At 68.8% G+C, this 13,566-nt stretch carries 10 protein-coding genes and 4 pseudogenes; 8 read left to right on the forward strand and 6 right to left on the reverse strand.

Features of this window, described 5'->3' with window-relative positions:
* The first annotated feature begins 29 nt into the window (after window positions 1-29).
* The 5 genes and pseudogenes from AB0F77_RS38755 to AB0F77_RS38775 all read left to right on the forward strand — a co-directional run bounded on the left by AB0F77_RS38755 (window position 30) and on the right by AB0F77_RS38775 (window position 4,779).
* Window positions 30-1,230, forward strand: a pseudogene (locus tag AB0F77_RS38755) (IS110 family transposase).
* Window positions 1,231-1,241: 11 nt separating this feature from the next.
* Window positions 1,242-1,418: pseudogene (locus AB0F77_RS38760) on the forward strand (winged helix-turn-helix domain-containing protein); the annotation flags it as partial.
* Between the two features lie 50 nt (window positions 1,419-1,468).
* Window positions 1,469-4,024, forward strand: a complete 2,556-nt coding sequence (locus AB0F77_RS38765; protein WP_361958172.1) for an ATP-binding protein — start codon at window positions 1,469-1,471, stop codon at window positions 4,022-4,024.
* Between the two features lie 81 nt (window positions 4,025-4,105).
* Window positions 4,106-4,351 (forward strand): DUF4118 domain-containing protein, encoded by a 246-nt coding sequence (locus AB0F77_RS38770; RefSeq protein WP_361958175.1) that lies wholly within the window; start codon window positions 4,106-4,108, stop codon window positions 4,349-4,351.
* Window positions 4,240-4,779, forward strand: coding sequence for a hypothetical protein (locus AB0F77_RS38775; RefSeq protein WP_361958240.1), 540 nt, complete (start codon window positions 4,240-4,242; stop codon window positions 4,777-4,779). The genes AB0F77_RS38770 and AB0F77_RS38775 overlap by 112 nt, the downstream gene beginning before the upstream one ends.
* A 223-nt stretch (window positions 4,780-5,002) precedes the next feature.
* Here the strand turns inward: AB0F77_RS38775 and AB0F77_RS38780 are convergent.
* Window positions 5,003-5,332 (reverse strand): annotated as a pseudogene (locus AB0F77_RS38780) (alpha/beta fold hydrolase); the annotation flags it as partial.
* Window positions 5,333-6,478: 1,146 nt separating this feature from the next.
* On the opposite strand from AB0F77_RS38780, the gene AB0F77_RS38785 reads away from it, so the two are divergent.
* The 3 genes and pseudogenes from AB0F77_RS38785 to AB0F77_RS38795 all read left to right on the forward strand — a co-directional run.
* On the forward strand, window positions 6,479-6,625 hold the full coding sequence (locus AB0F77_RS38785) for a hypothetical protein (protein ID WP_361958178.1): 147 nt from the start codon (window positions 6,479-6,481) through the stop codon (window positions 6,623-6,625).
* Window positions 6,626-6,799: 174 nt separating this feature from the next.
* Entirely contained in the window at window positions 6,800-7,096 is a 297-nt protein-coding gene (locus tag AB0F77_RS38790; protein ID WP_361958181.1) for a hypothetical protein, read from the forward strand.
* Window positions 7,097-7,321: 225 nt separating this feature from the next.
* Window positions 7,322-7,789 (forward strand): annotated as a pseudogene (locus AB0F77_RS38795) (transposase family protein); the annotation flags it as partial.
* Window positions 7,790-7,910: 121 nt separating this feature from the next.
* On the opposite strand, the gene AB0F77_RS38800 reads toward AB0F77_RS38795, so the two are convergent.
* The 5 genes from AB0F77_RS38800 to AB0F77_RS38820 form a co-directional block, all read right to left on the reverse strand.
* Window positions 7,911-8,816 carry a hypothetical protein gene (locus AB0F77_RS38800; protein WP_361958183.1) on the reverse strand — a complete coding sequence of 302 codons (906 nt, stop codon included), beginning with the start codon at window positions 8,814-8,816 and terminating at the stop codon, window positions 7,911-7,913.
* Window positions 8,817-8,881: 65 nt separating this feature from the next.
* A complete protein-coding gene (locus AB0F77_RS38805; RefSeq protein WP_361958185.1) occupies window positions 8,882-9,295 on the reverse strand; it encodes a hypothetical protein in 414 nt (137 codons plus the stop codon).
* Window positions 9,296-9,821: 526 nt separating this feature from the next.
* Window positions 9,822-9,995 carry a hypothetical protein gene (locus AB0F77_RS38810; RefSeq protein ID WP_361958187.1) on the reverse strand — a complete coding sequence of 58 codons (174 nt, stop codon included), beginning with the start codon at window positions 9,993-9,995 and terminating at the stop codon, window positions 9,822-9,824.
* A gap of 78 nt (window positions 9,996-10,073) precedes the next feature.
* Window positions 10,074-10,487 (reverse strand): hypothetical protein, encoded by a 414-nt coding sequence (locus AB0F77_RS38815; protein WP_361958189.1) that lies wholly within the window; start codon window positions 10,485-10,487, stop codon window positions 10,074-10,076.
* A 1,353-nt stretch (window positions 10,488-11,840) separates the two neighbouring features.
* Complete coding sequence (locus AB0F77_RS38820; protein ID WP_361958191.1) at window positions 11,841-13,349, reverse strand: SulP family inorganic anion transporter; 1,509 nt, start codon at window positions 13,347-13,349, stop codon at window positions 11,841-11,843.
* Window positions 13,350-13,566: the final 217 nt, after the last annotated feature.

Genomic DNA, 13,566 nt, shown 5'->3' on the forward strand with positions numbered 1-13,566 from the left:
ACCGCACGAACCCCGTCCGGGAGGATGGGTTGGACGACATCGACGACGTGGGCGTCTTCCTCTGCCTGGACGTCGGCAAGAGCGCCACCACGGACACGGCCTCATCCCGGCCGGCAAGAAGGTCTTCGACAAGCACAGCCCAACAGCGAGCCGAAACTGCGGGCCGTGTTCGACAAGCCGGCCGCGAAGTTCGACACCGTGCTGGTCATCGTGGACCAGTCCGCCTCCGTCGGAGCCCTGCCGCTGACGGTCGCCCGGGACGCCGGCTGCAAGGTCGCCTACCTGCCCGGACTCGCGATGCGACGGATCGCCGACCTCTACCCGGGCGAGGCGAAGACCGACACGAGGGACGCCGCGGTGATCGCCGACACCGCACAGACCCTGCCGCACACCCTGCGCTCGCTGGAACTCACCGACGAGATCACCGCCGAACTCACCGTTCTGGTCGGCTTCGACCAGGACCTCGCGGCCGAGGCCACCCGCACCTCCAACCGGATACGCGGCCTGCTCACCCAGTTCCACCCCAGCCTGGAACGCGTCCTCGGCCCCCGCCTGGACCACCCCGCAGCGACCTGGCTGCTGGAACGCCACGCATCCCCGGCCGCACTGCGAAAGGCCGGTCGCCGCAGGCTCGTTGAGGTGATTCGACCCAAGGCCCCGCGCATGGCTGCCCGGCTGATCGACGAGATGTTCGACGCCCTCAACGACCAGACCGTCGTGGTCCCGGGCACCGGCACCCTCGACATCGTGATCCCCTCCCTGGCCCGTTCGCTCGCGGCAGTCCACGAACAGCGACGAGCCCTGGAAACGCAGATCGGACAGCTGCTGGAGGCTCACCCTCTTCCCGCGGTCCTGACCTCGATTCCGGGAGTCGCGGTCAGGACCGCCGCCACCGTGCTGGTCACCGTCGGCGACGGCACCGGCTTCCCCACCGCCGCCCACCCGGCCTCCTACGCCGGCCTCGCCCCCACGACCAAGCCGTCGGGAACCTCCATCCACGGCGAACACGCGCCCAGAGGCGGCAACCGGCAACTGAAACGCGCGATGTTCCTGTCCGCGTTCGCCGCCCTGCACGATCCCACCTCCCGCACCTACTACGACCGATGCCGAACCCGCGGGAAGACCCACACCCAGGCACTCCTCCGCCTCGCCCGCCAACGGATCAACATGCTCTTCGCGATGCTCCGCGACCACACCTTCTACGAACCCAGAACCCCACACCTCGCTTGACCAAAGACCTCAACCCCGGCCGCCTGATGACACAGAAGGAACTCCTCCGGGAGGTCCGGGACCCCGCGTACGCCACCAGGACGAGCTACCTTCGGGTGTACATGGCCCAGTTCCGGCACAAACCCGAAGCGGATCCCGCCCGCTCCTGCTACCCGATCACCGAGCTGGGCATGGGCCACCGCTTCGACCTGACCTTCCTGGAAGTCCACCCCCCATCCCGTACGACGGAGACGAGACCATGGCACGCGGCAAACTCCGGATCTACCTCGGCGCGGCTCCGGGCGTCGGCAAGACCTACGCCATGCTCTCCGAGGCCCACCGGCGCATCGAGCGCGGCACCGACTGCGTCGTCGCCGTCGTCGAGCACCACCGCCGGCCCCGCACCGAGGTCATGCTGCACGGCCTGGAGCAGGTACCGCGCATGGAACTGACGTACCGGGACACGGTCTTCACCGAGATGGACGTGGACGCGGTGCTGGCCCGGCGTCCTCAGGTGGCCCTGGTGGACGAACTCGCCCACACCAACATCCCCGGCTCCCGCAACACCAAGCGCTGGCAGGACGTCGAGGAGCTGCTGGATGCCGGGATCGACGTCGTGTCGACGGTGAACATCCAGCATCTGGAGTCGCTGGGCGACGTGGTGGAGTCGATCACCGGCATACGTCAGCAGGAGACGGTTCCAGACGAGGTCGTGCACCGGGCGGACCAGACAGAGCTGGTCGACATGTCCCCGCAGGCGCTGCGGCGGCGGATGGCGCACGGCAACATCTACAAGACGGACAAGGTCGACGCCGCCTTGTCCAACTACTTCCGCCCCGGCAACCTCACGGCCCTGCGCGAGCTGGCCCTGTTGTGGGTGGCAGACCGGGTCGATAAGTACCTCCAGCAGTACCGCAGCGAGCACCAGGTCTCGAAGATCTGGGGCTCGCGCGAGCGCATCGTGGTGGGCCTGACCGGCGGGCCCGAGGGCCGCACGCTGATCCGCCGCGCCGCCCGCCTCGCCGAGAAGGGCGCCGGCGGCGAGGTCCTGGCCGTGTACATCGCGCGCAGCGACGGACTGACCTCGGCCTCCCCTAAGGAGCTGGCCGTCCAGAGCACTCTGGTGCAGGACCTGGGCGGCACCTTCCATCACGTCATGGGCGACGACATCCCCCTGTCACTGCTGGAGTTCGCCCGCGGGGTCAACGCCACCCAGATCGTGCTCGGCGTCTCCCGGCGCAAGGGCTGGCAGTACGTATTCGGGCCGGGCGTCGGTGCGACCGTCGCTCGGGACTCCGGCTCCGACCTCGATGTGCACCTGATCACCCACGACGAGGCGGGCAAGGGCCGCGGACTGCCCTCAACCCGGGGCGCCCGGCTCGGCCGGGCGCGGATCATCTGGGGCTGGCTGATCGGAGTCGTCGGCCCGGTGCTGCTCGCCCTGCTCCTGGCCAACGTCCCGACCGATCTCGGCCTCGCCAACAACGTCCTGCTCCTCCTCTCGCTGACCATGGCCGCGGCTCTGCTCGGGGAACGGTGGCCGGCGCTGGCCTCGGCCGCCGTCGGCTCCGCCCTGCTCAACTGGTTCTTCACCCCGCCCGTCCACACCTGGACCATCGCCGACCCCAGAAACATCGTCGCCATCGCCGTCTTCTTCGCCGTGGCCGCCTCCGTCGCGTCGGTGGTCGACCTCGCCGCTCGGCGCACCGAGCAGGCGGCACGGCTGCGTGCCGAGTCCGAGATCCTCTCCTTCCTCGCCGGCAGCGTGCTGCGCGGCGAGACCAGCCTTGAGGCCCTGCTGGAGCGGGTGAGGGAGACCTTCGGCATGGAGTCGGTGGCCCTGCTGGAACGCGAGAACGACATCGCCCCCTGGACCTGCGCAGGCCGCGTGGGCGACGCACAGCCAGTCGAGCGCCCGGAGGACGCCGACGTGGACATGCCCGTCGGCCACCATATGGCCCTTGCCCTGTCCGGCCGTGTCCTGCCCGCCTCCGATCGCCGGGTGCTCGCCGCGTTCGCCGCACAGGCCGCCGTCGTACTGGACCGTCAACGCCTGACGCACGAGGCCGAGCAGGCGCGCGCCCTGGCCGAGGGCAACCGCATCCGCACCGCTCTACTCGCCGCCGTCAGCCACGATCTGCGCACCCCACTGGCCGGTATCAAGGCGTCTGTGTCCTCCCTGCGCTCGGACGACGTGGAGTGGTCCGAACAGGACCAGGCGGAACTGCTGGCCGCGATCGAGGAGGGCGCCGACCGTCTCGACCACCTCGTCGGCAACCTCCTCGACATGTCCCGCCTTCAGACCGGCACCCTCACCCCGCTCATCCGCGAGGTCGACCTCGACGAGGTGGTGCCCATGGCCCTCGTCGGCATACCCGACCCCGAGTCGGCGGTCTTCCTGGACATCCCCGAGACCCTGCCGATGGTCGCCGTCGACAAGGGCCTGCTGGAACGTTCCGCCGCCAACGTCATCGAGAACGCGGTCAAGTACAGTCCCGACGGCGAGCCGGTCGCGGTCACGGCCAGCGTCCACGCCGACCACGTGGAGGTGCGCGTCGTCGACCGGGGCCCCGGCGTCCCCGACGAGGCGAAGTCCCGCATCTTCGAACCCTTCCAGCGTCACGGCGACGCACCCCGCGGCGGCGGAGTCGGCCTCGGCCTCGCGGTCGCCCGTGGCTTCGCCGAGGCCATGGGCGGCACCCTCAACGCCGAGGACACCCCCGGCGGCGGCCTCACCATGGTCCTCACCCTTCCGGCCGCCACCGGCCAAGCACCGGCCGCCATGAACCGTCCGGCTACGGCGACGCGGTCGTAGTCGTAGCCGGCAGCGCGGGTGTATGTCCGGCAATCTTCGGTCCTCTGATCCTCTTGCCAACCCGAACGTCTGCCCGAGCGTATGGCGTCAGAGGTGCGACAAGACCCGCACATGACGTCCGCGAACCTGGCGGTGATCCTGGTCGTGGTCGTCGTGGCGGTCGCCGCACTCGACAGCAGGGCGGCCGGGGTGGTTGCCGCGCTGTCCTCGGCAGCGTGGTTCGACTTCTTCCCCACTCGCCCTACCAGTGGTTCACCACCGCCGACGGTGACGACATCACCACCACGTTCCTGCTGCTGGCGGTGGGCGTCGCTGTGTCCCACCTGACTGCGCACGCGCGCACGCTGAAGCTGGTCACCGTCACCGCCCATCTGATGCGGATCCACGAGACGGCCTCGCCGGTCCAGTCCGGGGGCTCGTCGTACGCCGCGGTGGACCACGTTCGGGAGCAGCTCGTCGAGACCCCTGCGCGGCCGCCGCTTCGAACACGGCACGCCGCTCGGTCGGCGCCCCCGCCTGGAACAGGAGGGCTCGGTGACCGTCGGCCGGACCACCTGGGACCTGGACGTGGACGGCTGGCCCGGCCAGGAGTCGAACTACGTGCCTCGGTGGGCGGACGTTGCCCGGGCAGGTTCATGCTCCGGTCGGAACCCAGCGCCGTACCGCCTCCCTTGCAGACCCGCCTGGTCGCCGTGAGCCTGGCTGACCAGGTCAGCGCGGCGCTGGACACGGCGGGACCGGCGCTCGACGGCTGACCACCACCGTCCGGCCGGTTCCGCCCCGTCTACGCGGCGTCGCCGTACGCCGACTCCATGGTCCGAACCACCAAAGCGATGGCCTCGCCGGGCGACTCGTCCAGCAGCAGACGGCCCGAGTTGTCCATGACGTGCAACAGGGCACCGAGGTGCCGCCGGACGGCCTGTCCGAGGCGCTGGGGCGGCAGAGAAAGACGTCATGGTGCCACGTGGCCACCACGCACGGCGCCGACCGGCGTTCGGCCAGCGGGTCCCGCGGCAGCGGGTGAGGAGCAAGACTGCTGTGGCGGCAGCGGGCCACCAGCGTCATCCACTCCGTGAGCTCGTCCGGCACGCGGCTGCCGGGGGCCGGCAGCCGACGCAGCACCCGGGCGGTCCTCGGCAGAGTCGGCCGGGCGAGCCACGGCACGGTCGCTGCCACGCCCGTCGGAACCCGCAGCCGCACCAACCCGGCACTGGAGAGCAGCAACCGCCCGGCGATGCGCGGGGAGCCGGAAGCGAGTACGACGACACCGCCCAGCGAATGCCCGACGAGCAGGGCCGGTCCCGGCACCGCCTGCTCCAACGCCTCGGTGAGCCATCGCCCGTACCACGCGGATCAACCGCGCCGCGGACGCAGATCAGCGCTCAGGCCCGGTTGCCCGGGCATGTCGAGCACCACGGTGGGCCAACACCTCGGAGATGTGCTGGTAGACGGAGCCATTGGTGTTCGTCCCGGGCACCAGCACCACGGTCGGCACTGCGGGCGTACGGTCGTGGTGATGACGCTGGTGACGCCGACGGTCGTAAGGACCTCATGGCGTTGGTGCGGCACACCCCATTCACCGAGCCGTTCAAGACACCAGTCCCGTACCTGCTGCCGACACTTCGCGTTGCGATAGATGGAGGGTACGTCGGCAGAGTAGCCCCGCTGAACGGTACGGGTGCCGGGCGAGCGCCTGGTCCTACGCGTCGACACCGCCGCAGTCGGTGCCGCCTAGAGTGACGCCGGGGATTATCGCGACAGGTCTTGCGTGACGTGTTGTAGACAGCGGGGTGGGTCGCCTTCCTCGAAAGCGTGGACGTCCTGCAGCATCCACCCATGGGCGAAGGCGTCCACCACTTCTCGGAGGGAAGAAGTACATGGCGAAACCGCCGTGTTCGAGGATGTCGTCGCCGTGAGCAGTTCCCTGACCGCAGTGGGTGTCGTCGGTATGGCGGACGGTGCAGACGAACGTGCTGCCGGGTTTGGGACGCGACAATCTCCGCGGCCACCGTGTGGTCAAGTGTGGCCGACGGCCTCCTGATCGCTGATGGTCTCGTACGCGCCCGCCGGCGGTGGTGGTACGGCGCCGTCAGGCTTCGGGGCGGGCCGGGTTCGTCGGTGTCCGAGGAGGTGGGCGGCCAGTCCGCGGGCCGCGGTGCACGCCGTCCTTACAGGGCTGTCCGGGGGCGTCGGCAGCAGATAGAGTGCAAAGAACACGTCAAGGGACGTGTGGTGTGCCGGGAAGTCTGGTCGGCGGAAGGGGCCTTGCGCCCGTCGGTCGCTGTTTTCCTGGAGGTGTGCCGCCATGGCCGCTGGCTCACGATTCCGCTCACGGACTATCAGGGTGTTTACTCTGTCGGCGCGGCGGGCGGTTGCTCAAGCTCTGCGGGCAGAGACGACCGACGGCCCGATGGGTGCCCTGATGACGGGCCGACCTGACGGGACGTCCGGCTGATGGCAACGGACGTCCCGCCGCTGACGCCCGCGATCATCATTGCCGCCCTGGTGGTCAGAGCGGCGCTCGGTGAACTCCGGCACCGAGGAACCATCCGTGAACAGTGGGCGTTCTTGTCCACCGAGACGAGGGCCGACCGTGATTGATCGCCATCAGGCACGTCCGAATCATGCTGGCTGCCAGAGCACCGTCGACCTACACCTCCCGGCCCCCTCCACCTGTGCCCCAACCCTCTCCGGCCCAGTCGACCGCCGTCATCGCGGCCGAAGCCGCCCCGTGGCCCCGTCGGCCCACCGCTCACCAGAGGAGTCCTTGCACGCATGACCTGGCACTGGATCGGTCTCGTCTTCTTCTCCCTCACTCTGTTCCCGGGCGGACTGGCCCTGCTAAGCGGCCGGATACCCAACTCACTGCGGCACCGGCTCGCACCCATGCGCCCGCGCGGCCTGGCCCTGCTTGCCCTCTACGCCGTCGCACCCCTCAACACGGTGCCGCGCCTGGCCGAGGCACCGCCCGTGATCACCCTGGTGGCTACGGCCGCTGCGGCCCTCGTGGCCGCAGCGGGCTGCGCATACGCAGCCGTTGCAGCACACCGAGTCGGGAAGGCCACCCCATGACCAGCCGACGGCACGTGCGGCGCCTCGCTGTTTCCCTCACCGTCTGGTGGGCGCTGATCGCTCTTGTCCTCTGGCTCGCGGGCCAGGTGCTCGACCAGCCCGCCACGCTCGCACAGTGCATCACCTCAGCCGTGTTCCTCGTCGCGGTCGGGGAGGCCGGCGACTGGCTGAGGCGACGCTGGGCCGACCGGCCCACCAGGCGGCGCAGGCCGGCACCGGCACTACACCAGCCGCGCAGCCCCGAACCCACGGCCAGCCGACGGCCCGCCTCCGCGTCCCTGCACAAGGGGCCTGCGCGACCCGGAACTGACCAGCATGCCCGAACCAGCGCAGGACGAACTCATCAACCAACTGGCCCAGGATCTGGACGAGTTACGTGAGCAAGGACGGCTCCAGCAGCGGGGAGGCAAACGCATCCGTGCCCGTGGCGCGGGGGCCAAGGACAAGCTGAACACCGCCGACAGAGCTCTGGCCACCGTCCTCTACCTGCGCAAACTCGGCACCCGAGACATGCTCGCCCAGCTCTTCGCAGTCAACGCCATCACCCTCACCAGGGCCGTCCACCAAGTACAGCCCCTCCTGGCCGAGCACGGCTGCACGATTCCGCCCTCGGCAGCCCGGTTCCGCACGCCCGCTGACGTCACGGCGTTCCTCACGGACAGCAGCCCTGTCAAGATCAAATCAGCATGTTGATTCTCTGCGAGCCCTAACGAACTACCGCTAGAGCACACCCTTGACAGAAATTGGATATATGCACCTAACCTCCCCAACCGGCTGCTCGTACGCCACACGGTGAGACTGCCGGCAGTGCGGCTCAACTCCTGTCGTCGCGCACCGCTTGGCGGGCGGCCTCCAGCCAGCGCGCCTTGCTCTCGGCGAAAGCGCGGAAGTCCTTCTCGTGCGAGCGGATGATCTTCCTCTGTATCCGGGTGTCGACCTGACGCCAGACGGAGATCAGACCGGTGCTCTCCTTGCACCGTACGTCCGCTCGCGCGGTGGCGATCTCCTGTGGGGAAGGGCGCGACGATTTCCTCCAACTCGGATCGCCCGTAACACTCAGAGGATCCGCCTGCTCGAAGCCACGGGCCCGCATGCACGCGCTCCACTTACGAGTGGCTGCGGTTACCTCCGGGTCGTCCAGCGCTTCGTCGAACGCTTCAGAGACATAGGCGTTGTACCGGGACGTGTCGAACTCGGCGCCCTGAAGCAGCGACTCCTGCGCCTTCTTCCAGCATCCGCCGCCACCCTCCTCACCATAGGCGGCGCGCCGCACATAGGAGGGCAGGCCCCGTCTCTCCTTCCACACCGCTTCACGGCGGTTCATGGCCTGCGCAGGAGGGGGCAGGTGGTACCCGTAGCGGGCAGCCACCTCGGCTTCGAGCACACCGTAGCGGCGCCGGTTGGGCGGTTCGGCGGCAGCCTCGGCCGGTGGCGGCAGCAGATTCCAGCTCAGGCCCTGGGCGCGCATGCAGTCGCGGATGAGGAGGTCCTGGGCGTACTCGACGGTATGGATCTGGAACACGGAGAGCCCGTACGCATCGAAGGGGAGGATCAGCTCCCGTGCCTCTCGCCCCGGCGGGACGTCCGCCTCCTTGGCGGAGCGCTGAGGGTCGGATGCCGTGGATGCGACAGTCACCGCCATGAACGAGCCGACCATGAGCACAGCGGCCATCGCGACAAGGGCACTTCGTTGGCGGACGGACATGTCGGCGCTTCCCATGGATCGATCGGAGAACCGAGTGCGAGGCGGGCACCGAGCGAGTCGCCACCCGCCTCGACCGGTGATTACTGGAAGACCAGACAGTCGGCTTTGTTGTCGAAGTTGTTGTCACTGAGGTCGCCGTCCGACGTCCACGGCCGGGACGTGTACTGCGCGCCTGAACAGACGGTGGAACCGCTCGGTGCGCGGTTGGCGTAGAGCACGACGTAGCGGCTGGTGTTGTTGTCCACCGAACTGACCGAGTCGCTCACCGCCCCCTCCGCAGACCCGCCGTCCCACTCGTCGTTCTCGAAGTTCCTGTCGGTCCCGGTGTAGGATTTCTTGTCACCCTTCATTGCGTCGTCGCCGTAGACCCAGAACCGTTCCACTGCGGCGCTGCCTGTTTCGGAGTTGGCGACCGCGGGTGTCCCGCCCCCCAACGTGACGGCTGGTACGGCCACGGCCAGGGCGCTGAAGAGCATTGCGAAACGTCGTCGCACAACGGCGTCCTCTCATTTCTGTACCACTGGGAATGTTTTTGGACAGCAGATTTTCTCCACAGCACTGCTGTGTGCGTTTATTTCTTTCCGCATTCCATCCGTCGAGTACGCTGATGCTTTTCTTCGACGACTGGACGAGAGCAACACTGTCACGAATCTCGTCGAGTTTCCTTGACGGACAGTGGCTGCTTTTCTTGACGCAGCCTCTACACACGATCCGTCCCGTGGCGCGATAGAACGGTCGTCCGCCCCAGCACCCCTGGTGTCGAGAAAACGTCGTTGCCGCTCCAACCTCGATTCTTCAGCGGCGCGACGGCGTCGCCGTGTGCGGCTGACTGCCCGTTATGTCTCCTACCGTGCGGGGACGGGTCGTCGTGTGACGCTGCGGGGCGTCGGGGCCCACGTGCCCGAGGGTGCTGCGGTCCCCCTCCTCTCCGGTGTCGTCGGGGTGGTGGGCGGCCCGTCAGATGCAGGCCGGCAGTTCGGTGGCGCGCCTCCAGGCGGTGGTGAACGTGTCGGCCCAGGGTCAGGTGTGGTCGTGGCGCAGAGTGCGGCGGCGAGCGTAGGTGGTGAGGCGGGCCGGTGGTAGAGCTTCCTGCGGATCGTCTCCGGCTCGGGCAGCGGCGAGTGCGGGCTCATCGCGCAGGAGGAGGAGCCGCAGCCGGGCGTCCAGGTCGGCGGCGAGGGTTGCGGCCGGCATCCAGGCGGCGTTCAGCTGCCAGGACGCCGAGGGCAACCACTCGCAAAGCCCGCCCTCGCAGAGGTAAAAGGGTGACACTCATGCACGAAACCGGCCCGGTGGTCCGCCGACGACCCTTGAACCGGCCGCTGCAAGGTCACCGCTCCGCGCCGCCGTAGTGGTCGTCGTGCGGGCCGTCCAGTCCGCCGAGCTGCCGGGCACGCACCACCACTCGATCACGGCTGCGCCGCGCAGTACGAGCGGCTGTGCGCCGTACATGATGGCGCCCTCGACGTCCGGCAGTGCGCGGATGCCCTCGGCGGGCGGTGGATGATCGGACGCGGCGTACGGGCCGATCCTTTCGTCCTCGGCCGCGGTGCGGGTGGAGCGGTGCCTCACCAGCGGATTATGCAGCGCGGCCTCGAAGGCGTCGTAGAAGTCCTGGGGATAGCTCTGCTCGGCGGCCAGGTCGGACAGCCACCCCTTGGCCAGACCGTCGGATGCCGCGTACACCGGACTGGTCAGTTCCAGGGCTTCGCGAGTGGCGGTCGTACCGGCAAGACGGGCGGCCTCCGCGTCGGCCGCCGACTCGGTGTACCAGGCGCGTGGTTGAGATGCCCGCAGCAGGGGGCCAAAGGACTGAAGCGGCCCTCCAGCCGCTGTGCGAGCAGACTCCGGGCACTGAGCAGCAGTGACGTACGCCGATCACATATGTGCTGTTCATGCGCCAGTTCGTGCCCGACCACGGCCGCCAGCTGCGTGGCGGTCAGCGCCCGCAGCAATCAGCACGTGAGAGCGGGTACCGGCAGCCTTCACACGTCCAAGGGGCCGCGGTGGGGATCGGGACGACTCGGACCAACCGCGGCCCGGAAAAGCCGAGCCGCGCGGCCACTCCTGTACCAGGCCGACCAGTTCCGACTCGTTTCCGGGCTGCAGAGCCATTGCCGGCAGGAAGTCCCGGTCACCGGCCGCTCGCAGAACGTTCACCAGGATCCACACCAGCGGCACCCCTGCCATCGCCCCCGAAGAGAGCCGTGGCCAGTACCGCCGCCCCGGCACAGGCAGCCAGGCGATCGTGAACATGCCCGCGATGAGCAGCCATTCGCGGGCGGCAGACGCACCGACAGCGTCCGCGGACGAGGGTATGGGGATGTCCCATCACGCTCCTGGCACACTGCCGGGATGCGACCGGATTGTGCCACAGTGCAGGGCCTCACGATCTACCCGGGGCCAAGTGCCCGCGGGCCTCGGGATCCAGGGCGCCAGAGGCCGGGCGCGGCTTCGCCCAGGGAAGAGGTGAGGGCTGAAAGCCCGGTGGAGACCTTACCCACGGGGGAATGGCGAGGTCAGGCAGAGCTCAACGCAGGCAACCCGATATCTGCGCGAAAGAAGTGACAGAGTCCCCCGCCTCAAGCACACCTAGAAGGCGCGCAGCCTCGTGCCCCCCTCGGGGTGGCCTGCTCGCACCCTCGGATCCTGGTCGACGCACCGCCCCGCACCGGGCCGTTGCCCGTACTTCGAGACCGTGTCCCCTGGATGATGCCGGCCCGTTACATTGCTGATCATGACGGCATCGCAGCCCTCCTGGTGGAGGCAGCTGACCACGGCACTCGGTCTCACCTACGCCCCCGGCGGGGAGCGACGGCCTGGCGATCCCAGGATCTCACGGTTCGGGCGCTTCGTCTCGACGCGCCTCGACCGGGAACTGAGGACCTGCAGCGGCGGGTGGCGGAGCGGACAGTACGGTGAGTCGGCCGTTCATGTCGGACACGCTCTCCCCTCCCAGTAGCCTGGGGTGATAGCCGTCGCAGGCGGCCGAGCGATCACTGAAGACGGTTCTGCGGTGCGGCTGCCGGTGTGATCCGGTCAGTGGCCGCCGGTGAGCTCCCCGCTGAGGGTGTCGTGGATCCGGGCGCTGGGTTCGTTCAGGCCGGTGATCTCGACGGTTTTGCCGCGCTGGGCGTACTTGGTCTCGACGGCGTCCAGGGCGGCTACGGAGGAGGCGTCCCAGATGTGCGCGGCAGACAGGTCGATGACGACCTTGTCGGGGTCGGTCGCGTACTCGAACCAGCCGAACAGGTCATTGGAGGAGGCGAAGAACAGCTCACCCGTCACGCGGTAGACGACTGTCCCGCCGTCGAGGTCGGTGAGGGCGGTGACCTCGGCGAGGTGGGCGACGCGCTTGGCGAAGATGACCATCGCGGTGATCGAGCCGACGACGACGCCGATGGCGAGGTTGTGGGTGGCGACCACACAGGCAACGGTGACCAGCATGACGGTGGTCTCCCCGGCCGGCATCCGTTTCAGCGTCTTGGGCGCGATGGAATGCCAGTCGAAGGTGGCGACCGACACCATCACCATCACAGCGACCAGCGCGGCCATGGGAATGTCGGAGACGACCGGGCCGAACACGATGCACAACATCATCAGGAAGGCTCCGGCGAGGAACGTCGACAGCCGGGTCCGGGCGCCGGAGACCCGCACGTTGATCATCGTCTGGCCGATCATCGCGCAGCCGCCCATGCCGCCGAGGAAGCCGGTGACGATGTTGGCGATGCCCTGGCCGATCGATTCGCGGGTCTTGGAGGAGTGGGTGTCGGTGATGTCGTCGACCAGTTTCGCGGTCATCAGCGACTCCATGAGGCCGACCAGGGCCATGGCGAGCGCGTACGGCGCGACAGTGGTGAAGGTGTCGAGGGTGAACGGCACGTCCGGCAGGCCGGGAACCGGCAGTGAGGAGGGCAGGTCGCCCTTGTCGCCGACGGTCGGCACGGCGATACCGGCGGCCACCGTGATGACGGTGAGGAGCGCGATCGACACCAGCGGTGCCGGGACCGCCTTCGTGACCTTCGGGAAGAACACCATCAGCGCCAGCCCTGCTGCGATCAGCGGATAGACAGGCCAGGGCACGTCCGTCATCTCCGGCACCTGCGCCATGAAGATCAGGACGGCGAGGGAGTTGACGAAGCCGACCATCACGCTGCGCGGCACGAACCGCATCAGCTTGGCCACGCCGAGGGCGCCGAGGAGGATCTGGAGGACGCCGGCCAGGATCACGGTCGCGACGAGGTAGCCGAAGCCGTGCTCACGGTTCATCGGGGCGATGACCAGAGCGACAGCACCGGTGGCCGCGGAGATCATGGCCGGGCGGCCGCCGACGATCGCGATGGTCACAGCCATCGTGAACGAGGCGAACAGGCCGATGGCCGGGTCGACCCCGGCGATGATCGAGAACGAGATCGCCTCGGGGATCAGTGCCAGGGCGACCACGAGACCAGCCAGCACCTCGGTGCGCAGCACCTTCGGGTCGGACAACCACGACGGCTGTCGAAGGCCACGCAGTCGGGCCGCCGGGGACAGAGCGGAGGAGGACACGAGGAGAGGAACCTGTCGTGCTCGGGCACACCCGGCATGACGGCGGGCGTGCAGAAAGGCATGGAGGGCCGGGGCGGCCATCCACCAGGTCCGCGAACGGCGGACCGAAGCAGAGTGCGGCAGCGAAGGAACCCACAACGGCGCCGGGCATCATGGGCACGTGTAGACGTTCTCCGGCTTCAAGGACTGCGGTCCCTGTCGGGGGCGACGTCGGCCC

Origin of the sequence: Streptomyces sp. NPDC026672 (assembly GCF_040638185.1) — a bacterium.
Classification (GTDB): domain Bacteria; phylum Actinomycetota; class Actinomycetes; order Streptomycetales; family Streptomycetaceae; genus Streptomyces.

Coding starts and splice junctions, on each gene's coding strand:
- AB0F77_RS38770 (WP_361958175.1), top strand. CDS start 4,106: ATGGCGTCAGAGGTGCGACAAGACCCGCACATGACGTCCGCGAACCTG.
- AB0F77_RS38785 (WP_361958178.1), top strand. CDS start 6,479: ATGGCAACGGACGTCCCGCCGCTGACGCCCGCGATCATCATTGCCGCC.
- AB0F77_RS38800 (WP_361958183.1), bottom strand. CDS start 8,816: ATGGGAAGCGCCGACATGTCCGTCCGCCAACGAAGTGCCCTTGTCGCG.
- AB0F77_RS38810 (WP_361958187.1), bottom strand. CDS start 9,995: ATGCCGGCCGCAACCCTCGCCGCCGACCTGGACGCCCGGCTGCGGCTC.
- AB0F77_RS38765 (WP_361958172.1), top strand. CDS start 1,469: ATGGCACGCGGCAAACTCCGGATCTACCTCGGCGCGGCTCCGGGCGTC.
- AB0F77_RS38790 (WP_361958181.1), top strand. CDS start 6,800: ATGACCTGGCACTGGATCGGTCTCGTCTTCTTCTCCCTCACTCTGTTC.